This is a genomic window from Paenibacillus aceti (assembly GCF_003614185.1).
Classification (GTDB): Bacteria; Bacillota; Bacilli; order Paenibacillales; family Paenibacillaceae; genus Fontibacillus; species Fontibacillus aceti.
Window position 1 is genome coordinate 4,552,608 of the sequence record NZ_KZ987724.1, and the last position, 21,545, is coordinate 4,574,152.

15 protein-coding genes and 5 pseudogenes are annotated in these 21,545 nt (G+C 44.8%); 11 read left to right on the forward strand and 9 right to left on the reverse strand.

Annotated elements, in window-relative coordinates; genetic code table 11:
* From BFJ94_RS20515 to BFJ94_RS20530, 4 genes are all read left to right on the forward strand, one after another.
* Positions 1-2,362, forward strand: a 2,362-nt coding sequence (locus BFJ94_RS20515; RefSeq protein WP_205571044.1) for a hypothetical protein, incomplete at its 5' end; no start/stop codon positions are given.
* 81 nt (positions 2,363-2,443) lie between these two features.
* Positions 2,444-4,354: an HNH endonuclease signature motif containing protein gene (locus BFJ94_RS25940; protein ID WP_240431922.1), complete on the forward strand. Its 1,911-nt coding sequence runs from the start codon at positions 2,444-2,446 to the stop codon at positions 4,352-4,354.
* 20 nt (positions 4,355-4,374) lie between these two features.
* Positions 4,375-4,830 (forward strand): YrhA family protein, encoded by a 456-nt coding sequence (locus tag BFJ94_RS20525; RefSeq protein ID WP_120464305.1) that lies wholly within the window; start codon positions 4,375-4,377, stop codon positions 4,828-4,830.
* A 337-nt stretch (positions 4,831-5,167) separates the two neighbouring features.
* The gene (locus BFJ94_RS20530; protein ID WP_120464306.1) at positions 5,168-5,794 is read left to right on the forward strand and encodes a hypothetical protein; all 627 of its coding nucleotides are present in this window, start codon (positions 5,168-5,170) and stop codon (positions 5,792-5,794) included.
* Positions 5,795-5,954: 160 nt separating this feature from the next.
* Here the strand turns inward: BFJ94_RS20530 and nspC are convergent, their stop codons facing one another.
* From nspC to BFJ94_RS25470, 5 genes and pseudogenes are all read right to left on the reverse strand, one after another.
* Positions 5,955-7,082 carry a carboxynorspermidine decarboxylase gene (nspC, locus tag BFJ94_RS20535; RefSeq protein ID WP_120464307.1) on the reverse strand — a complete coding sequence of 376 codons (1,128 nt, stop codon included), beginning with the start codon at positions 7,080-7,082 and terminating at the stop codon, positions 5,955-5,957.
* Position 7,083: 1 nt separating this feature from the next.
* Complete coding sequence (locus BFJ94_RS20540) at positions 7,084-8,334, reverse strand: saccharopine dehydrogenase family protein (RefSeq protein WP_120464308.1); 1,251 nt, start codon at positions 8,332-8,334, stop codon at positions 7,084-7,086.
* Between the two features lie 947 nt (positions 8,335-9,281).
* Positions 9,282-10,320, reverse strand: a pseudogene (locus BFJ94_RS20545) (transposase).
* Between the two features lie 182 nt (positions 10,321-10,502).
* Positions 10,503-10,853 (reverse strand): annotated as a pseudogene (locus BFJ94_RS26230) (tyrosine-type recombinase/integrase); the annotation flags it as partial.
* A 42-nt stretch (positions 10,854-10,895) separates the two neighbouring features.
* Positions 10,896-11,078 (reverse strand): site-specific integrase, encoded by a 183-nt coding sequence (locus BFJ94_RS25470; RefSeq protein WP_162944353.1) that lies wholly within the window; start codon positions 11,076-11,078, stop codon positions 10,896-10,898.
* Between the two features lie 22 nt (positions 11,079-11,100).
* On the opposite strand from BFJ94_RS25470, the gene BFJ94_RS20555 reads away from it, so the two are divergent.
* The 3 genes from BFJ94_RS20555 to BFJ94_RS20565 all read left to right on the forward strand — a co-directional run bounded on the left by BFJ94_RS20555 (position 11,101) and on the right by BFJ94_RS20565 (position 13,121).
* Positions 11,101-11,496: a hypothetical protein gene (locus BFJ94_RS20555; RefSeq protein ID WP_120464310.1), complete on the forward strand. Its 396-nt coding sequence runs from the start codon at positions 11,101-11,103 to the stop codon at positions 11,494-11,496.
* 159 nt (positions 11,497-11,655) lie between these two features.
* Positions 11,656-12,540 carry an HNH endonuclease signature motif containing protein gene (locus BFJ94_RS20560; protein ID WP_120464311.1) on the forward strand — a complete coding sequence of 295 codons (885 nt, stop codon included), beginning with the start codon at positions 11,656-11,658 and terminating at the stop codon, positions 12,538-12,540.
* A gap of 17 nt (positions 12,541-12,557) precedes the next feature.
* Entirely contained in the window at positions 12,558-13,121 is a 564-nt protein-coding gene (locus BFJ94_RS20565; protein ID WP_162944354.1) for an SMI1/KNR4 family protein, read from the forward strand.
* A 338-nt stretch (positions 13,122-13,459) separates the two neighbouring features.
* Here BFJ94_RS20565 and BFJ94_RS20570 read toward each other — a convergent pair.
* From BFJ94_RS20570 to BFJ94_RS20580, 4 genes and pseudogenes are all read right to left on the reverse strand, one after another.
* Positions 13,460-14,498, reverse strand: a pseudogene (locus tag BFJ94_RS20570) (transposase).
* 104 nt (positions 14,499-14,602) lie between these two features.
* Positions 14,603-14,797, reverse strand: a complete 195-nt coding sequence (locus BFJ94_RS20575; RefSeq protein WP_162944355.1) for a hypothetical protein — start codon at positions 14,795-14,797, stop codon at positions 14,603-14,605.
* A 649-nt stretch (positions 14,798-15,446) separates the two neighbouring features.
* Positions 15,447-15,695, reverse strand: a pseudogene (locus tag BFJ94_RS26340) (transposase); the annotation flags it as partial.
* Positions 15,696-15,812: 117 nt separating this feature from the next.
* Positions 15,813-16,748, reverse strand: a pseudogene (locus BFJ94_RS20580) (transposase); the annotation flags it as partial.
* Between the two features lie 428 nt (positions 16,749-17,176).
* Between BFJ94_RS20580 and BFJ94_RS20585 the strand changes: the two are divergent.
* The 4 genes from BFJ94_RS20585 (at position 17,177) to BFJ94_RS20600 (ending at position 21,504) form a co-directional block, all read left to right on the forward strand.
* Entirely contained in the window at positions 17,177-18,538 is a 1,362-nt protein-coding gene (locus BFJ94_RS20585; protein ID WP_120464314.1) for an erythromycin esterase family protein, read from the forward strand.
* Positions 18,539-18,643: 105 nt separating this feature from the next.
* A complete protein-coding gene (locus BFJ94_RS20590) occupies positions 18,644-19,330 on the forward strand; it encodes a response regulator transcription factor (protein WP_120464315.1) in 687 nt (228 codons plus the stop codon).
* The gene (locus tag BFJ94_RS20595) at positions 19,327-20,784 is read left to right on the forward strand and encodes a sensor histidine kinase (protein WP_229717188.1); all 1,458 of its coding nucleotides are present in this window, start codon (positions 19,327-19,329) and stop codon (positions 20,782-20,784) included. The genes BFJ94_RS20590 and BFJ94_RS20595 overlap by 4 nt, the downstream gene beginning before the upstream one ends.
* A gap of 141 nt (positions 20,785-20,925) precedes the next feature.
* The gene (locus BFJ94_RS20600) at positions 20,926-21,504 is read left to right on the forward strand and encodes a cupin domain-containing protein (RefSeq protein WP_438803719.1); all 579 of its coding nucleotides are present in this window, start codon (positions 20,926-20,928) and stop codon (positions 21,502-21,504) included.
* Positions 21,505-21,545 lie beyond the last annotated feature (41 nt).

Below are 21,545 nucleotides of genomic sequence, written 5' to 3' on the forward strand. Positions count from 1 at the left end.
TGGTACAAAGATTCAGAACTTTCAATTTATACGAACTCCTTGGATACCCAAGAAGTTTGAGGATATGTTTGATGACTTTCCAACGAATTTCGGTTCAAAACCACCCGAAAAACTCACCGAATACCTGGGCGGCGAAACCTTCGAAGGCAAAATCATCGAAGCCCTTAATGCAGAATACGGCGAAGAACCTTACGGCGCAAACCTCATGTACAATAATCAAAATAAACAATACGCTACAAAAACGGTGTATGACAAGGGCACTGCCCCCAAAGGCGGCTGGATTAAATATGTTCACGTCATTCAACCGCCAACCTATCTGTCCCAGGGATTTGGGAGAGTGTACCTAAAGGTCGGTACTTATATGGATGTGCCGATCGCTGCGTTCATTAATACGAAACCGGATGATATTTCAGCGGAGTTTATTGATTTGCCATCGGGAGCGATGGCCGGGGAAGAAGTTCAGGTTTCCGTATGGTTGCGGTCGACGTTCCCGAAAAGGGAAACTACCCAGTTTTCGTGGAATGTTACCCGTAAGAGCGATGGGTTGCCCTTGACAGCAGCGGAGAATCAGTTGAAGTTCAGCGGCGGCGTCGCAGCCGAATCGGGCGAAATCGCCATTTCCAAAACCGAGAAAAGACGTCTCACCGTCTCATTTACCATGCCAGAAAGTGATGTGCGAATTCAGTTCAAGGTAAATGAGGAGGGCAAACAGCCGGAAGAAGTAATACTTGATAATAACGTTCTAGACTCTAATATTCTGGGCGCGGTGAAATTAATCGTTCCCCGAGAGCTCAAGCTTCCTTATGATATGCTCACCAAGAAAGAGAAAATATACTTGCCAAGCAGTACGGCTACCTTACAGCTACCCGATTTGCCCGATGCCAAGTGGATAGGAACGGCAACAGGAGAACTTACGGTAACCAATCTGACGCCGGAATTATTGAGGGATTTCGAGGTTCATAATAATCCCCAAATTAATGAGGCTAGTAGTGTGATTACTCGAAAACCGATCGTGACCTATACGATAAGGAGAGTAGATTATGGGGACAACCCCTTGGGAAAAAAGTGGCTTAACCTGGATAAACCTGGGGTACCGCTATCCAAGACAGGGGAAGTGCACACCGAAGGATCGGTAAGCAGACCCTATGAGTATAAGCGTTATTATACGGTGTGCACGGGTGAAGGCGAGAATAGAAAATGTGAGGAGAAATCAGAAACCCTGACAGGAACCGCGACCGCGAAGTTTTTACCAAATACAGTCCCTAATACCTACGAAATGTATGTATACAACGGGATGAAGGATGTTCCAAAGCGCGAGTACCGTGACGAAATCGAAGATAATCAAACGGATTCTGTTGTTAAGAATCTATTTTGGACGAATGAACCCTATCCCTATAATGTGATTCGCTGGATGCACCATCAGGATGCAGAGGGGAAAAAGTACGACTGGACGAAAGCTCCAGGACAATATAAGCGAGAATTTATCCAGCAAGCAAGCGGAAGAGTAGAGTGGGACGTCAAAAGCTCCATGAGCGATGAGTACGCTCAGGCCAGAGATGCCGCAGCCAAGAGCAAGAACAACAAAAAGCTTTATGATAAAGCGGTATTTGCAACAGACAAGGATCTTCAGGAGTACGATTATCCGATTAAATCGGGATACTATTTTAATCCTGCAGGGAGTTACACTTTTACCGTCACAACCGAGGTGTTTAAAAAGGAGAAACCTGAAGACATGACGGGAGACCATAAAGATCTGCTGAATAGCCTGATTAAATCCTTCCGCTATGAAACAGACCTAATGTTTATCAACAATAAGAAGATTCCTGTTAATATCAACAACGAGGAACTTACGAGAAAAGGTGGAGGCTTTGAGCGGAAACCGGGTGTTTTGTCTGTTAAGGATAACAAATCGGTGAACGCTACCCCTCTGATCACCGTGCTGGATCGAAGCAAGGATTCATCCAGGTACAAGAAAGAAGTGGAGGAGATTAAACACACGGATAAGCGCGGCGGTGATTCTGATACGTTTTGGAAGATGGTGCTTGAAGGGTATAGCGAATCATATACGTTAGGCAAATACACGAACTATAACTACCGGGAGTACGTTGAAGCCGGACAGCATATGTATAAAATCACGGAAACGTCAACGATTACGATCGTTGTTAATGCGGGCAATGTACCGTTGTATACCCACGCCAATATGCCGAACGGAAAATACTACATCAAAGTGTGGTTCGACCAAGTGGATATGACCGTCGGGGGCCATGCTTATAAAGGTCTCAAGACGCTGCAAGGCATCGAAAATTTGGATTCCATCCATATAAATGTGGTGGGCTCCATGTTTGATGATTTGAATAACTAAACGAACAAGACCTGGGATACAACATCCCGGGTCTATTTTCTAAATGTGAATCTCCCAAATACACTTGCTTCGTTGCAGGATTTGACAGGAAACCGTTTGTTCAGTCCCACCAATTCTTTTCCAGACTCCGTCGCGTTCTCCAATCTATTCGAGCAGCTTCAAGAGATCCAGCGGCAGGGACTCCTGGGTCGTCTTTCTCCCGTCAAAGAAGATCCGCGAATTTCCAGCCTTCTGCAAACGATGCAAAACGGGGATTCCATGGCACGGAGACTAGCCCAGCTGGAGTTAGAAAAGATTGCCGAGGCCTTTACGGAAATCGCTCGTAGTCAGAAAGCCTATGTTGTTTACCAGGCCTATGGTCATCGTGAATACATGGAATCGGCTCATCAATATGCCGAAGCCCAGCGGAAGAAACTTGAAGAAATGGGGGTATCGAGCGAATGGTACAAAGATAGTATCGATCTGGGCTATTTTTATCAAGGTGGGCTACTGGAGGCCTGTAGATACAATCCGTTAAAGAATGATCGATCGCTACTGTTAGATGATGAAGAGATCAGAGCCTTGCTGGAGCAGGGGATGCTGGGAGAAGTTGAATTAGATGTGCTTCGTCAGAAATATGACGAGCTGGAGGTAAAGGTACTGCACCGTCAGCAGCTAGAGCAGCAGTTGGAGAAGTACAATCAATTAGTCGCTGAGGAAGACATCCGAAAGATGCAGCAGCTTCTTAAGGATATGAATCTGTATCATGGAGAAGTCACCGGTGAGTATAATCAAGAGTTGCTAATTGCTGTAGCAGGCTATCAGTATATCGCCAATAATCACAGTACCCTGTTTGCCGTATGGCGTGAATTAAGTGGTTATCATGAGGGTAAGGAATTTGAAGTAGATGGGCTGATTACGAAAGAGCTAATAGAGGTGGCAGATGCGGAGAGAGGACTAGGTTATTGGAATGATCCTGGTGTGGAAACTAGTGGGATTGGGGTAGCGATGACCTCGGTAGGAGTCGGGGATGGAATCGTGAGTCAGGTTTGGGATGAAGGCAGTGGGCTAGTAAAGCAGGTTTGGTCTGTCAATCCGACAAATCCGAAGTTCTGGACAGAGACGATGCCCGGATATTATGATCTAGCCAAGGCCATCGCCTATGGAGATATTACCCTGGAGGATATCAAGGAAGCGTTGAAAGAAGGGGCTGCAGAAGAGTTCGTGGTCCCGTTCCAGGATATCTATGATTTACAGGAGAAAGTATTGAGCGGGAAGGCTAACTACGAAGAGAGCAAACGATATGGGAGTGCCTTGGTAAAAGCCTTTCTGGCTCTCATGTTGGTGGAAGGAGCAGTTAAGTCAGGAGCTAAAATATCCGGCAAACTGAGTAAGCAGCTCTCCGAGCTACTGCCTAAACTGAACGGCGGAGCCGTGGTGGTTACTGAAGGTGGAATGAAAGTCAAGGTTCCAGACACATATCGCATCGAGACTCCGGAGAGTCCCGATATTCAGAGGAAGCAATATGAGTTGGATTGGAATAGGGCAGAGGGGACGGATAGTCGTCCCGATTTTGTCGGAAAATTAAAAGGTGGGGAAATTATACTTCCGAATGTTAAAACAGAACAGACCACGTTTAATAAAAGAAGCCCAGAGGAAACAGCTCAATTGCGAAAGGATTTCAATAAGATCAGAAAAGATTTGATGCAGTCTATGGCTAATGATCCTGTGAAAATAAAAGAATTAAAAAAGGCTGGAATTTCAGATAGTGATATTGAAGATATGATTGAATTTGGATTAGTTCCGGATGGTTGGCAAGTTCATCATAAAATCCCTTTGGATCAGGGAGGTACCAATAATGTGGAAAACTTAGTATTAATAAAAAATGACCCCTATCACAAGGTTATTACAAATGAACAGAATTCATTAACGAAGGATATGAAACCTGGGGATAGTAAAACAGTAGAATTTCCTATTCCAGAAGGAGACATTTACCCTCCTAAAAAGGAATAAATAATTAAGAAGGTGATTATATGTGGAAAGAGCAAGTTGAGCGTATTTCTAAGATAAGGGAAAAAAGGAATCGAAAACTGAATTTACCTGGTAACGAAAATGAGATATCAAGATTTCGTAAATCTGTAGTAGAGAAATTTGGTGAAGATGTGCTGCCACAGCAATACTATCAATTTTTGCAAACAGTTAACGGAATTGAATTTAATGGACTTAGAATATATGGGATCGACCTGATTTTTTTAGATTCTAAGCCAATAAATCAGGTGGACAGTTTTTTTGATGCCAATGAAACATGGGAATCAATTAAAGACGAAGATGAGTTGATTTTCTTTGGAGATTCAGATATTGCTTGGTATTGTTATAATGCTACTAAAAAAAGTTTTGTTGAACTCGATAAGCCTTCAGGTGAGCTTATGGAAATTTTTGGTGACTTTGGCGCTATGCTTGAATCTGCATTTTCTGTAGCACTCGATTAAATGAACAAGCTGAGACCTGTTTGATGTAACCAACTTTCTATAAATCGGAAAATATACAGGATATTGATGTTGTCATTACAGATTCTTAGCGTTTCGCAAGCATTAATTAAAGCGCTACGTAGTATGGAGTTGATTTATATACATCAAATCTTTGAGTGAATGAACTCTAGAGTCTTGCTCCGTACGATTCAAGATTTAATGGCGTATGAAGTTGAAGATTTGGATGTATCTATGTTCATAGAAATTGATCAGTTAAGTGGCTTGGGTTTGAACATATTAAATATTGAAGATGAATTAAAATACCCGTGGGGAAATGAATATATAGGAGGATAACCTTATGCTATTAAGGAGGAAAAGAACTGTTATACTAATTGCTCTAGCAGCTATAATCCTTATTGCATCTTGTTTCTATTATTTTGTCATATATCATTCAGTTCGCACTGTGAGCATTCAAGCAGACTATAAGGGGTATTCAACCGGTGAGGCATTATTCTCAGGAGCAGAGTTGGTCGTCATTGGAAGCCCGATTAAAGACTTTGAGGACCGAGAGATGCAGGTTACTACTTTTAGCACGACAGGGGCTATAGAGGACTTCTATACATTAACAGAAATTAAAGTTGAAAGGGTTCTAAAAGGCTCGGTAGAGTCTCCAATTCTAAAAGTAATTGAACCTATTGCCCTGAATCAGACTTTAACAGGCAGAGAAAAAATAGCGTTTGAAGATTACACTGAAATGAAGAACGGCAGCCAATACTTAATATTTATGAGGAGAAATACGAAGGGTCAGTATAGTGTGATTAATATGCAAGCTGGCAAGTTTAACTTGGATCAGACGGACCAAAGCGATTTTTCAAAAGAAAATAAGATTAAACAAAAGATTTTTGAAGAAATTAAAATGAGTTTCGGATCTCTAACGAAACACCATATCGCTATTTCCGCAAAAATAAGGGGAATGGGAATCTAACGAAACACCATGTCGCTATTTGGCTAAAATCTCGGGTTCCAGGCAGAAATGAACCCCAATAGCGATGCCCAGTTTCGTTAGATTCGTAAATCCCCCTTTTTGAGGCAAATAGCGATACCTAGTTTCGTAACAATCAAGGCCAGCGAAGTTTCGCCTTCTACTAAGCCAATCTCATCCGGAAATCCTCATAGCCGAATTCGTGCACCACCTGGTAGTCGCCGTTCTTGTCGCAGAGGACAAGGGCGGGGAGCGGCATGCCGTTGAAGGTAGTGTTCTTCACCATGGAGTAGATCGCCATGTCGCCGAAGACGAGGCGATCGCCACACTTCAGCGGCTGATCGAACGAGTAGTCGCCGATGTTGTCGCCGGAGAGGCAGGTCGGCCCCCCAAGCCGGTACGTATATGGCTTCTCGCCGGGCTCCCCGGAGCCGAGCAGCGGCGGACGATAAGGCATCTCCAGCACGTCTGGCATATGGCAGGAGGCGGACGCATCCAGGATGGCGATATCCATCCCGTTCTGCATCGTATCGAGCACCGAAGTGATCAGGAAGCCGGCGTTCAGCGCGACAGCCTCGCCCGGCTCCAGGTAGACTTCTAAGCCGTACTTCTCCTGCATGCGGCGGATGCATTGCTCCAGCAAGGGGATATCATAATCCTCTCTCGTGATATGATGGCCCCCGCCGAAGTTGATCCATTCCATTTGCGACAGCCATGGCCCGAATTTCTCTTCCACCGCATCCAGCGTCGTCGCCAGATCGTCGGAGTTCTGCTGGCATAGCGTATGGAAGTGCAGTCCGGAGATTCCCTCCAGCAGATCCGGGCGGAAATGCTCCCGGGTCACGCCGAATCGCGAACCGACGGCACAAGGATTGTAGATGTCATGCCCGACCTGAGTCGAGCATTCCGGATTGGTTCGCAGTCCGATCTTCTTGCCAGCGGCCAGCACCCGATCACCGAACTTCTCCACCTGAGAGAAGGAGTTAAAGATAATATGATCGCAGAGCTTAATAATTTCGTCGATCTGATCCTCCCGGTAGGCCGGGGCAAAGCAATGATTTTCTTTGCCCATTTCCTCATGGCCTAGCCGAGCCTCGTACAATCCGCTGGATGCTGTTCCACTCAAATAGCGGCCGATCAGTGGATAGGTCGTATACATCGAGAAAGCCTTCTGTGCCAAGATGATCTTGGCACCGGTGCGCTCCATAATACCGCCTAGTATTTTAAGATTTTGCTCCAATAAAGCTTCGTCTACTACATAGCATGGGGTAGGCAGTTCTTCAAAACGCATCTTAGCGAACCAGCTCCGCTTCCCGGTCTTTAGCCGCTGCGTCTTCCAGATAAGCATCGACCAGCTCGGGATCGAAGCTTTCTTGCCATGGAAGCCCCCATTTGTTCAGCGCATCCATGAATGGATCAGGATCGAATTCTTCGATGTTGTAGACGCCTGGTTTATTCCATTTGCCAGTCATCACCATCATCGCTCCGATCATGGCAGGTACGCCGGTTGTATAAGCAACAGCCTGCGAGCCGACTTCTTTATAGCATTCTTCGTGGTTGCACACGTTGTAGACATAGTACATCTTGTCTTTGCCGTCCTTCTTGCCTTTGAAGATGCAGCCGATATTCGTCTTGCCCTTCGTGCGCGGTCCCAGGGAAGATGGGTCCGGCAATACAGCCTTCAGGAATTGCAGCGGAATGATCTGCTTGCCTTCGAATTCAATCGGCTCGATCGAGGTCATACCGACATTTTCAAGGCATTTCAAGTGAGTCAGATAGCTCTGACCGAAGGTCATGAAGAAGCGGATGCGTTTCACGCCCGGAATGTTCAGAGCCAGCGACTCGATCTCTTCGTGATGCAGCAGATACATATCCTTTTCCCCGATTTCAGGGAAGTTGTATACGCGTTTGATCTCCATCGGTTCAGTCTCAACCCATTCGCCGTTCTCCCAGTAGCTGCCGTTCGCCGTGACTTCACGGATATTGATCTCTGGGTTGAAGTTGGTAGCGAACGGATACCCATGGTCGCCAGCGTTGCAGTCGAGAATATCGATGCATTCAATTTCATCAAAATGATGCTTCAAAGCATGGGCGGAGAATACGCCAGTCACGCCCGGATCGAAGCCGCTGCCCAGCAGGGCGGTAATTCCAGCTTGCTCAAAGCGCTCACGGTATTCCCATTGCCATTTATATTCGAATTTCGCCGTATCTTCCGGCTCGTAATTAGCTGTATCCATGTAGTTGGTCTTGGTTGTCAGGCAAGCGTCCATGATCGTCAAATCTTGATAAGGCAGGGCCAGGTTCATGACGATATCCGGCTTCACTTCCTCAATCAGCGCGATCAGTTCTTCCACATTGTTAGCATCAACCTGAGCGGTTGTAATTTTCGTCTTGCCTCCATCCAGCTTCGCCTTCAGGGCGTCACATTTGGATTTCGTACGGCTCGCGATGCAGATTTCCTCGAAGACCTCACTGTTCTGGCAGCATTTATGAATGGCTACCGAAGCCACGCCGCCGCAACCGATAATAAGCGCTTTTCCCATTGTTCATTTCTCCTATCTCCATGGTTTTTTTTGTGGTCAACACGCAAAAAAACAAGTGAATATATGCGCCTAGCGCACACATCACTTGCTTCAGATATATCGATTATGAAGTATCTCCAATAGAAATCATCGGACATATATCATCATGCCATCGCAAAATACACACAAAAAATCCGCGATGCACGAAGATCCCTCAATATTCAAATATATCCTGCTTGATCAGAGTCTATATAGCAAATAATCGCCTTTACCACTCTTATTGACCGTTTCACAAGTTGATGTGCATAAGCACTGGTTGTAAAGTAACCAACTTATAAAATTTGAGCTTTTAACTCAATCAATAAGGCAACGCGAGGTTGCCGATCGGCATTTGACCCGGCTGTCCGTATGGCCTTAACTTCCCGGGAGAGGAAGTGGTCAAAGAATTATCTGCTTGGAAAGACTCGCAAAATATATTGAATACCGACTTTCCAAATTGCTCTTTTATATTAGCAGGAGTTTATTCATTCGGCAATATAAATTTTAAAATTTTATTTACAGGTATTTCGTGGGCATATTTTATAAGGTTCTGACATAGTACTTTTCCTAACTGTTCTTAGGTCGATCAAATACCATTTCTTTGGAACTGATCTTCTTATGAGTAGGCTTGGCACAGCTTTGGGAGATGACTTACTGGTCCTTATCTAGGCCATTTACGTATTGCATTCGACTTGGATAATAGATGTTATCACGGGCATGTTCTAATTCGTTGCAGTAAGGAAAAGCGACGCCCTATTGGACGTCGTTTCTTTAGTATAGAACTGTTTACTCAGCCTGACCCCTACACTTCGTAGCCTTATGAATATTATCGAGATCAGTGTAGGAGTCCAGATTCATTAATACTTCCTATAAGTGGATAATCTACCAATAGAATCGAGGGGGATCAGAGTCGGAAGATACACCTCCCCCTACCCCATTAGAATGGACATTAGCTTTTCCATGTAAATGTTTGGATCGCTCATTCTAGAAAGTAATACTTGAGACGTCATTGGGTTCCATGTATGGTGATGGGCAAAATTCTTTGCCAACTTCAGCGTGATGCGACGACTGTGCTTGACTAGCGTCCCAGCACAATGAAAGAACTCCAGCCTGAATCGGGCAATCGTATAACCCCGGTGAACTGGTTCACAGCATTCCCGTTTAAATCGCTCATAGAGGTTGTAAGCCAACAGCTTCACTAGCAGATCGATTTCATTGGCTTCAAAAGAGCCAGTCGCTTCGTTCATTTGAGTTTGCCGGTATAGCTGATCTTATGCGTTTCGAAAAGCTGGTAGAAGGACTCTCCGCCAAATCCTTTGTCAAAGCGGGCATACTTCACGGTTCTCCCCTTCAAAAGCGTGAGCGTTTGCTCCAAAAAGGGAACTGCATCCGTCGATGAGTGCGTATTTCCTGCACGTAAAGCTACATTCAAACACAACCGGGATTGCCCTTCAAAAATGAGCAGCGGGTGGTAGCTCTTACGTCCAGGCTTGTGGGGATTGGTACCCTTCGCCGCCTTGGCTTGATTTCCGTATACTGTCTCTACGGTGGAATCGAGATCGAGAATAAGCGAGGAAGGCAGACAGGGCCGGATAATTTCACTACTAAGCTGGCGTAGTTGCTGCTGGACATGGGGAGTACCCTTGCCAAGGCGGGCGAGCTCTTTGTACAACAGAGAATGGTGCGGACAACGGCCCCCAAGAAATCGACGGAGAAGCGAATCCTGCTGCAGACGACGAAAATGAAAGAGCCGTTCATAGCCCAGTATCCAGCCGATGAGTAGGTAGAGCAAGATCCGGCGAACCGGGAAAAGAGCATTGCTGGCTTTCTTACCCTGGAAGAGATCGTGTAGAGCTTCGGGTAGCTTGATTTTTTCCAGGAAGTCGAGAAATACTTTGCTTCCTCCAACGCTGCCTCGGACAAGGAAAATTCGGTCTTGATTTTATAAATGGGTGTGGTAGACTTCACCTAAAAGGTGCTCCTTTCTTTGGGTGATGTTGTTCGGTCAAACACCATTCTACCAAAGATTCGGAGCCTTTGTTATGTTTTTAGAGAGCAATACTTTCGGAATTCAGGTTTATGTGTTTTATTAAAACACCGTATTTTCAAAGGGATTAAGGCATTTCTAATCATTCTGATTTACCCGCAAATTACCCGTAAAGACTCGTGTAGCTTGCTGATTTGTGTTCTAGAGTTATCCAGTTAACCGTTAATACCCATTCGAAATCGTCGCCCATTTGTAGTTGGCGTCGTTTTGTAATGTGCAGATAGATAAGTTTAGTTGTTTTCGAATTACTTCTGTGCCCGATGCGAGCTTGAATCTCAGCCAACCCTACTTTTGGATTTTCTGCCAGTAAGGATACGTGCGTATGACGTAGGCTATGTGGAGTGAAATTGCTAGGTAAGCCAGCGTTATCTAATACTTTACGCATTAATTCTGGCATAAACGCAATTGCTATTGGATATCCCAGATGTTTGAGGCTCCAAAAAACAAAATTATCGTTAGGGTTAAAGCCTTTAGCTGAGAGCTTTTCTTTCTCCTGTCAGTTATAGAGTTCTTCCAAGACCAGCGCAACGGTTTCACTGTAATTCACGATCCGCTCACTTTGTTCATTCTTGAGAGGTTCAAAAGTATAGTTAATCACATTATCGCCGCCAAGTTGTTTATTGATGTCGATGGTTCTTTTTACCGTATCGATATCATAAAGAACTATGAATTCGCTCATCAGCAGATGGAGAACGGTATGGATGCTTACAGCAGAGGGAACGGCTGGTAAGAGAGATACAGGTCAAGAACTCACGGCTGACGTAACCGCCAATTCCGTTGTGCTTAAAGACAAACGTCATACCAGCTACAAATACTATCTCTTCATCTCAAATAACATAAAATTCGCAATCAATAACTTAAGAGATCTGCACGAAGGAATAATTGCAAAGCTTCTCTTCTTGGAAGGTATGAAATATCTTAAAGATCAAGAGTATTTAAGTAAAGGGTACAGGAACAGATGTCTACCCGATCTCACCGACAACATTCGCAGATATATCGCTAACTTAGCCAACAGTTTAAAGATAAACCGTACATTAGATTGTGTAATAATCTCCTATGGAAGCGTACGCAGCGAAGAAGGAGAAATAGGATTATGACTTCCTTTTGTAGGCTAAAGTAGAAACTATATATATGAATATTATGTGAATTAAAGTCACGATTTGGAAAAATATGATAGTATAATAATGGAAAGAGAGGTGAGTATAGTTAATTTTTTGAAATATTAAAAACAAAACATAAATATGGAGGTAGAACAAATGAAAATTGCTTTTAAAAAAATGTTGGTAGTTTTTACGATCTTCATTGTTTCATTATGTTCATTTTCATCTTATAGTTTTGCTGAAAGTATCCAAAGTATAAACGTTAATCAAAAGAGTATAGTATATCCAACACCAATTGAGAATAATCAAGAAATATTTATTCATGTTGATGCATATGGAAATCCTACTATTGAAGTTCCAGATAAATATAATACCGAAAAAAATAATATTGAAGTATATAACAACTCTGTAAGCACTATTGGTTTTACTTCCGATGCAATGCCTGATGCTGGAAACAAAAGAATAAGAGTGTCATCCATTGTTTCAAAAATTACAGGTAATAGCCCTTCCCAAGTTTCAATAGCATTTCAATTGTATCGCGCAAGTACTAGAAGTGGTTCTATGAGATTAGAAGCTTCATCATTTAAAAGTTTGTTATTTCCATCTATGGGTAGCTCTACGTCAGACTATATTAATCTTTCTAGAACTGGATACTATAAAGTTAGATTCACATATTCAATGGCGTATACTACTGGAGAACGCCCAACTAGCGCAACAACTGAGACCGGAGTTACATTATTAAATAGAATGGCTCGAGAGTTCCCTGGAGGTTATACTGACCCAATATCAGGAAGTTCAATTGGTGAGCCTAATGCTGATTGGACCAAGACAAGCAGTCCTGTTAGTTGGACGAAAACTGATAGGAATAATTTTAGAAATTGGTATATTAGTACTTATAATCAACAAAATTATAATTGGACTAATGTTGAAATTAATCATATTCAACCTAGGGAATATGGAGGTACTAATAGTTATTCAAACCTTATTCCGCTTCCAAAGGGAGTTCATACTTTGTATACTTCATGGTTTGCTGGATACTAGAATGGAGTTTATATTATATGGAGTACAATATTAAAGCGATATTAGATGGACTAAAGCAAAGAATCAGCACAAATGATGAACTTATTATTCAAACACCTGGCGGAAATATTGAAATGGCAAAATTTTATTTTTCGCCACCTGCAGAAACTGAAGAAATTGACCGTTTATCAACACTATTTCAAGTGAACTTACCTCAAGAATACAGAGAGTTTTTATTACAACATAATGGAGCAAAGTTATTTGATATCGGATTTGGCGAATGTACGGATATTTATAGTATCAATGAAATAGTTGAAACAGCAGAGCTAATGCCTGATATCGTCCCTAATTTTATACCTGTCGCTCGCCACCCATCATGCACTATATTTATTGATACTAGTCGAGAGAAAAAATACATGTTTTCTCAAGCGGGAGGCTCGGAGTTTAATTTTTTAGCTATGAGCTTTAAGGAATGGATTGAGACGCTAATTTTATCTAGTGGTAATTACTTCGAAGAAAGAATACCACAATTATTGTTTAAGACCATTGATGATAGTGAATTAAAAATAAAAAAATGGCTTATAGAGGGTTATAAGCTATAGTTAATATTAAATTTTAATTAGTCGCCTTTTTGGCGATTTTTGTTTTGAATCCGCAGTATTTCCGTATGTTTTACAATTTACAATATAAACAATAATAAGTGTATTACCTAAAGATGTGGTGGCGGAATAGGTAGTTGCTTATAACTTAAGCCAGATACTAAATGATAGGTGCGAACGGAATTACCAGAAGGCAGACACGTTTTTAGACTGTCAGTAGAGTGAAATTCTGGTCTGCAAGGTGAGATCAGTGTAGGAGTCCAGATTCATTAATACTTCCTATAAGTGGATAATCTACCAATAGAATCGAGGGGGATCAGAGTCGGAAGATACACCTCCCCCTACCCCATTAGAATGGACATTAGCTTTTCCATGTAAATGTTTGGATCGCTCATTCTAGAAAGTAATACTTGAGACGTCATTGGGTTCCATGTATGGTGATGGGCAAAATTCTTTGCCAACTTCAGCGTGATGCGACGACTGTGCTTGACTAGCGTCCCAGCACAATGAAAGAACTCCAGCCTGAATCGGGCAATCGTATAACCCCGGTGAACTGGTTCACAGCATTCCCGTTTAAATCGCTCATAGAGGTTGTAAGCCAACAGCTTCACTAGCAGATCGATTTCATTGGCTTCAAAAGAGCCAGTCGCTTCGTTCATTTGAGTTTGCCGGTATAGCTGATCTTATGCGTTTCGAAAAGCTGGTAGAAGGACTCTCCGCCAAATCCTTTGTCAAAGCGGGCATACTTCACGGTTCTCCCCTTCAAAAGCGTGAGCGTTTGCTCCAAAAAGGGAACTGCATCCGTCGATGAGTGCGTATTTCCTGCACGTAAAGCTACATTCAAACACAACCGGGATTGCCCTTCAAAAATGAGCAGCGGGTGGTAGCTCTTACGTCCAGGCTTGTGGGGATTGGTACCCTTCGCCGCCTTGGCTTGATTTCCGTATACTGTCTCTACGGTGGAATCGAGATCGAGAATAAGCGAGGAAGGCAGACAGGGCCGGATAATTTCACTACTAAGCTGGCGTAGTTGCTGCTGGACATGGGGAGTACCCTTGCCAAGGCGGGCGAGCTCTTTGTACAACAGAGAATGGTGCGGACAACGGCCCCCAAGAAATCGACGGAGAAGCGAATCCTGCTGCAGACGACGAAAATGAAAGAGCCGTTCATAGCCCAGTATCCAGCCGATGAGTAGGTAGAGCAAGATCCGGCGAACCGGGAAAAGAGCATTGCTGGCTTTCTTACCCTGGAAGAGATCGTGTAGAGCTTCGGGTAGCTTGATTTTTTCCAGGAAGTCGAGAAATACTTTGCTTCCTCCAACGCTGCCTCGGACAAGGAAAATTCGGTCTTGATTTTATAAATGGGTGTGGTAGACTTCACCTAAAAGGTGCTCCTTTCTTTGGGTGATGTTGTTCGGTCAAACACCATTCTACCAAAGATTCGGAGCCTTTGTTATGTTTTTAGAGAAACGATACTTTCGAAATTCAGGTTAAATTTTTTAACTTAGCAGTACCTGTCTTATGATTAGTAACCCCGTTTACTTCATATATAATTTCAATATTAATTTCATCGTCAGTTCGAACTTTTACACCTTTAATTAAATTTCCAAAGGTATAGTGTATCTTTCCATTGATTGTATCGGGTAAAGTAAATGGATCATCTGCTTGAATATTCGACAAAATCATTTTTTCACCAAAGATATACTATAAGCAACACTTGAAAATTGTTTGTTTTCCCCCGATTATTTCCAAATAATGATCAGAAACATACACAGAGCTTGAGGCTGGATAATCTATAAGTTTTATATTTCTTATTCGAAAGTCAGTTGTTTCAATAGTAAAACTATAGACCTTTGGATCTTGATGAAGTAAAAATTGTTGATACGAAAGAATAATAATAGTCGTGATTAGAATAAGACATAATGATGTTAATGCTAAGTTTTTTCTAAACATAGTGTCTCTCCTTTTAATCACATTTATGTAAAATTAATACTTCTTAATATGGGAGCTTAGAATCTACGTAATCTAAAGATTTTTGATTTGTCTCCATTCCCTTCGAAAGTCAAGAAGAAGTCTGCTGATGATTTTTTTGTATTTGATCCTAAATTAGATGATCAGGATAAATATTATCGTGTCACAATTCACAAAAAATAATCCTGAATTTCGAAAGCCCATAATGGTGGCCAGTTTGTAGCAGGATTAGTAGGCAACAACTGTAATAAACAGGGAAATACCCAGTGGATTACGCGACGATTCTGAAAAGAGGGTAGTCTTTCCCCCTCCCCATAAGACAGGGCTAAACGGTTTCCATGTTAATTTGTGGTAAACGTCATTCTAAGGCAGCGACTTTGGCGGCGATACGTTGCCAGGCGCAGCGGTTCGCGAAATCTTTAGCCAGTTTCAGAACGACTTGTCGGCTATGCTGAATCATCGTAGCTGCACAGTGGAAAAACTCTAGACGGAACCGGGCAATCGTATACCCTTGATGGACCGGTTCGCAACAGTCTCGCTTGAATCTCTCGTAGAGATTGTAGGCGAGCAGCTTGATGAGCAGGTCGATTTCATTAGCGGTAAAGTCACGCCATCGCTAAGCTAGCTACCTTTTCGGCGCAAACCGAAGAAACTATATCAAGAGGTACGTCGTTGCGACCAACATTTTCGCGGTTTCCAGCTAGCCGAGGGTGAGCTCTAACCAGACGATCGCTTCGTAATGCCAGTCCGTATCGAGGAGAAGCCGAGCTTGATCGCCGTCAAACACCTGCGCTTTACGAATCACCACAACGCGGCGCGGTTTCTTCCATGAGGTGGCTTGGTAGATCAGGGTGATCCCCTCGATGACCCAATCCTCATCGACAAACCGCTTCCAGTAGCGGCATCGCCCTACTTCGGCCTGAAGTCGCTGCGTCCATTTCAATTTCCCGACATACCCGATTCGCTTGGCTTCCCATAGGCTGTAGAAGTCTTCGCCGCCAAATCCCTTGTCAAACCGGGCGTACTTTACCGGACGGTCACCAAGCAACTCAAAGATCTGACGGAGGAAGGCGGCTGCATCGGCGGAAGCGTGCGTATTCCCAGCACGCAGTACTGCATTCAGGCACAGGCGCGACTGGCCCTCAAACGCCATCAGCGGATGGTAACTTTTACGTCCGGGTTTGTGGGGATTCGTGCCGACTGCCGCCCCCTCTTGGTGACCGTATACCGTTTCTACCGTGGAGTCTAGGTCCACGATGAGTTCAGAAGGCAGACAGGGTGCAATAATCTGCTGATTCAGCTTTCGCAAATCCAGCGTTAAGGTTGGGCGGGTCTTGCTGAGTCGATCCAGTTCCTTATACAGCAGGGTGTGATGCGGACAGCGCCCGCCGAGAAACCGCCGGATGAGCGCGTCATGTTGCAGCCTGCGGAAATGAAAGAGGCGTTCGCATCCGAGTATCCAGCCGACAATGAGATAGAGCAGGATGCGGAAAACAGGGAACAGGGAATTGCCTTGCTTGGTACAATTTAAATTCTGCAAAGCCTTACCGAGCTTGATTTTTTCGAGATATTCCAGAAAGATTTTGCTTCCTCCAACATTTGAGGCGTTTTGCAAGGTAAATTCGGTCTTGATTTTGCTGACGGGTGTGGTAGACTTCATCTAAAAGGTGCTCCTTTCTTTGTAGGTGATGTTCTGGACAAACACCATTCTACCAAAGAATTGGAGCCCTTTTCTTGTTTTTCAGACGATGTTACTTTCGAAATTCAGGATAATATACATGGGAATTATCCTGTATCGAACACTGATTCCAGACAATGCTTCTGAAGGTTAACTTTGATTAAAACGGTGGTCCATTATGGAGGAACGGAATTTCCGTAGCGGGCTTTTTTAACCTTCGAGTACTTAACCCGATTTTGTCTACATCGATGATTTACGTCGAAGTTGAATCCTCGAGTTGCAAATAGTTCATGCAGTTAAGCCAAGTCTGCGCGATCTTTATAAATTCCTTAGAAATTTTTGCTACGATAACCGGGAAGGTTGATGCGTGAACAACAATTTAATGGGTTTTATAGGGAGGAAGAAAATCAATGAAAGCAAGCAAAAGATTCACAGGTATCGTGGCTGCGGGGCTGGCGCTGACGATGCTGCTATCGCCGGTAAGCGCCTCTGCATCCGCGCAGCAGCAGGATACGGGGTTTAAGGACAATTTTCGGGAGATTAAGTCGGCAACGTCAGAGGACTATACGGATCTGGAGTTTCTTAAGCCGCTGTTGAAAGATAAGACAGTAGTTAGCTTAGGCGAGAACTTCCACCGTGTGGCGGAGTATAGCAGCATGAAGACCAGACTGATTAAATATTTGCATGAGGAGCTTGATTTTGACGTCGTTATGTTCGAATCGGGACTGGGCGATGCCTTCATGGCGTATGAGAATGCAGATACGCTGCCTGCGAAAGGAATGATGGAGGGCTCCATCTTCCCGATCTGGCACTCCAAGGAGACACTGGAGCTGTTCGATTATATCAAGCAGCAGAAGAATACGGACCACCCATTGTACCTGGCGGGATATGATATGCAGTTCACATCGGCTTACTTGACACAGTTCATTGCGGGATGGATTGCTGAGGTGGACGAGGTGCAAGCGAAGGAGTATTTCGAGTTCGAGCTGCAAGCAATGACTGATTTCTATGCGGTGATTAACGAATATGGTCTAGACACCGACAATAATCCTCAAGCCAAGCAGAAGATACAAAAAGTACTAAATGAATATGAGCCGAAATATAGAGCCCTCATTCAATTCATCCAGGACAACAAAGAGCAGCTTGCAGCGGCCTATCCGCAGAATGAGCATATGGTCGATATCGCGGTGAAAGCCTTGGAGGGGCGGATCAGCTTCATCGAAATGGGCTTGTACGGCACGAAGGAAAGCTATGAATTCAGAGATCGCATCATGGCTGATAATGTCGAGTGGCTAATGCAGGTGATGTACCCCGGCAAAAAAGTAATTCTATGGGCGCATAACGACCATTTGGCCAAGAATACTTCCAGAATCAAGACGAAGGAACAGGGAAAATGGATCAACAGCTTCACCAGCATGGGCGAGCTGCTTCATAAGAAGTTCAAGGACAAGGGATATGTGATCGGCTTCTACATGAACAGCGGTAGAGCGAGCACGATTACGACGCAGGAGCTATTCGATATTAAGCCGATGCCGAAGAATAGCCTGGAGCACCTGATGATGAGCAGCGGTTATAAGATTGCCTTTGCCGATTTGTCTCAGCACAAGATTCCGGATAAGAGTAACTCCTGGATGTTCAAGATGGCCTATGCTGCGGAGGATGGAATGACCTCTGAAATCATTGCACCGAATGTGATGAGATTTATTCCGAGAGAGCAATATGACGGTATTATCGTCTTCGATCAAGTGAAGGAGCCGACGACGAAGTATTAATAGACATGCCCCCTGAAGTGATGTGGAGTGTTACATTTCAGGGGGATTTTTGGTGCGTAAGCAGGTACAATGAACGGGATAGCAATGGAAAGGATACCTATGAAAATGAGAGAAAAGATACTGATTGCCGACGACGAACGAGAAATTGTAGAGTTCATGCGCGATGCGCTGGAGGATGAAGGTTATGAGGTGCGGATTGCCTATGACGGCAGGCAGGTGCTGGAGCGGCTTGAAGCTGAGCTGGATCTCATTATTCTGGACATTATGATGCCACATCTGGATGGGCTTGAAGTATGCCAGGTGATCCGGGATAGGGTGTCCTGCCCTATTCTGTTCTTAAGTGCGCGCTCTGCCGAAGCGGATCGAATTCGGGGGCTTGCTGTCGGCGGTGACGATTATATCGTCAAGCCCTTCAGTATGCAGGAGCTGAAGGCGAGAATCAGGGCGCATCTGAGACGCGAGCAGCGGAGCCACTTGAGCCGACAACCGAAGCTATTGCATCACGGCGATTTGACCCTAGATCTGGACAGTCTACAATTATTTTATAAGCATATTCCAATCCCTCTGACCAGTCGTGAATTCGAATTGTTCGAGCTTCTGTTCATGCATCCCAATCAAGTGTTCTCACGCGAACAGATGTATGAGAAGGTGTGGGGCTATGATGCGGAAGGCGATTCAGCTACGGTGACCGAGCATATCAAGAATATTCGCGCCAAGCTGGCGGCGGTAGCGCCGGAGCGGACCTTTGTTGCGACCGTGTGGGGGGTAGGATACAAATTCGACAGATCGTGAAGACGAGTAGAAGATCGCTGCGCAGGCAGTTTCTGGGTGCGTTTGTGCTCGTTCTGTTGTATAGCTTTCTATGCTCGCTGGTGGTATGGGGGGTTACACTGTATTTTCTGATCAATCAGACAGGTAGGGGAGTTCTTCCGGCCAATCATTACGAGCGGAAAATCCCGCAGATTCTAGAATATGCGACTAAGCGGCAGGACGCCTTGTTATCTCCTCAGATGCAGGGTGAACTGGAGAAAGTAGTGCCGCTTCAGGGCATGCAGTATCAAGTGATTGATTTGCAGGGGCGGATTGTCTATGGATGGAAGGGAGAGAGCTATGTCAGTAGCCCCGAGGGGGTTATTAACAAGCTGAATCAGACCGAAGGGTATAACGGAAGGATTGTGAAGTTCTCACCTATACTTGATGCGGACAAACAACTGAAGGGGATGCTCGTGCTGCGCTACAGTCTGAAAGTGGCTGACAACAATCCGAGGGAAGGAATGCTCGTTGGTCTCCTATTGGGCAGCCTGATTGCCCCGTTTCTGTTCATTATCTTGTTCTCGGCGATCTTCGCTAGAAGACTAGGCAAGCGGCTTGAGCCTTCAATCTCGCGGATTATCGGGGGAGCGCGGCGGATTCAGCAGAATGACCTTAATTTCTCCGTTGCGGGCGAGAGCGGCTCGAAGGAATTGACCGAGTTGTCGAATGCTTTTGAGGAGATGCGCCAGGCGCTGGAGCAATCATTGAAGCGAGAATGGCGGCTGGAGCAGGAGAGACGGGATATGATCTCAGCGATTGCCCATGATCTGCGAACCCCGCTCACGATTATCCAGGGACATGCGGATAACCTGATTGAGAGCGGTACACGTCACCCCGAGCGGCTGGAGCGATACCTGCTAACTATTCGGAATAGTACCCAGCGTGCGGATAAGATGTTGACCGAGCTGCTATTCCTGAATCGTATCGACACACCTGATTTCATTCTGCAGTGTATGCCGACGGATCTCGGCGCCTTCTGTGAACGGAAAAGACAGGAATTCGACTTATTATGCCGTGAGAAAGGGATTACGCTTCGTTATTCGCGGGAACATTGGCATTCCAATACGGAGCAGCCGCTTCTATTGGACACGGAGCGCTTGGAGCAGGTGCTGGATAACGTAATGATGAACAGTCTGCGTTTTACGCCGGTGGAAGGGGAAATTGAGTGGGCGGTTCATGTTGACGAGAGTCAGATTATTGTTGAATTGATGGATACCGGCCCGGGCTTCAGCGATCAGGATTTACACTGTATGTTCGATAAATTCTACTCGGGGGATGCCTCCAGATCTCAGGATCACGGCCATTCCGGCCTGGGATTGTATACGGCGCAGCTGCTGGTGCGGAAGCACGGCGGGAGGATGAAAGCGGGGAATCGTCCTGAAGGCGGTGCATGGGTGAGAATTATGGTGCCTTATGAATGCGCCGCTATGTGACGATCGGGATAGCTTGATGGCTTATTGCTGACGGCTGGATGGATACAACTCTCTTGTACCATTTTTACGGTGACTAGTTACCTGCGGATGGGCAGCAGCATAGACTGCTAACAAGTAATGGGTATGAGAGGAGAATGAATGTTGTATTACAGACCAACGAGTCACCCGCAGTGGCAGAATCCAGGGCCATATCAGTGGAACGGATATCAGCAGAATTATTATGGGAACTACGTGAATCCATATTATCCGCAGTACCATCCAAACCAGCAGCCATGGAATAATGCCTGGGATCAGCAATATAGAGTTCATGAGCTGAAGGATTACGGCCCCCGGCCATTTGTCGTGGATATTGAAGAGGCGACGAAGAAGAATACGAATTACCGCACAGCGATATGGACAGGGAACCATTTGCAGGTTACCTTGATGAGCATCAATGTCGGCGATGATATCGGGCTGGAAGTACATCCGAATGTCGATCAGTTCCTGCGTATTGAAGATGGCAAGGGGATTGTTCAGATGGGACCCGGCAAGGATAACCTGAATTTCCAGGAAAAAGTCGATGGCGATTACGCTATCGTCGTCCCCGCAGGTACGTGGCACAATGTGATCAACACCGGTAACAAGCCGCTTAAGCTATACACGATCTACGCTCCGCCCCATCATCCGCATGGAACCGTGCATCATACCAAGGCTGTCGCTCAGGCGGAGGAAGGGCGTTAAGATCGGCGGACGTGTCTCGCAAGCTCTTGCTTCGTAACTAA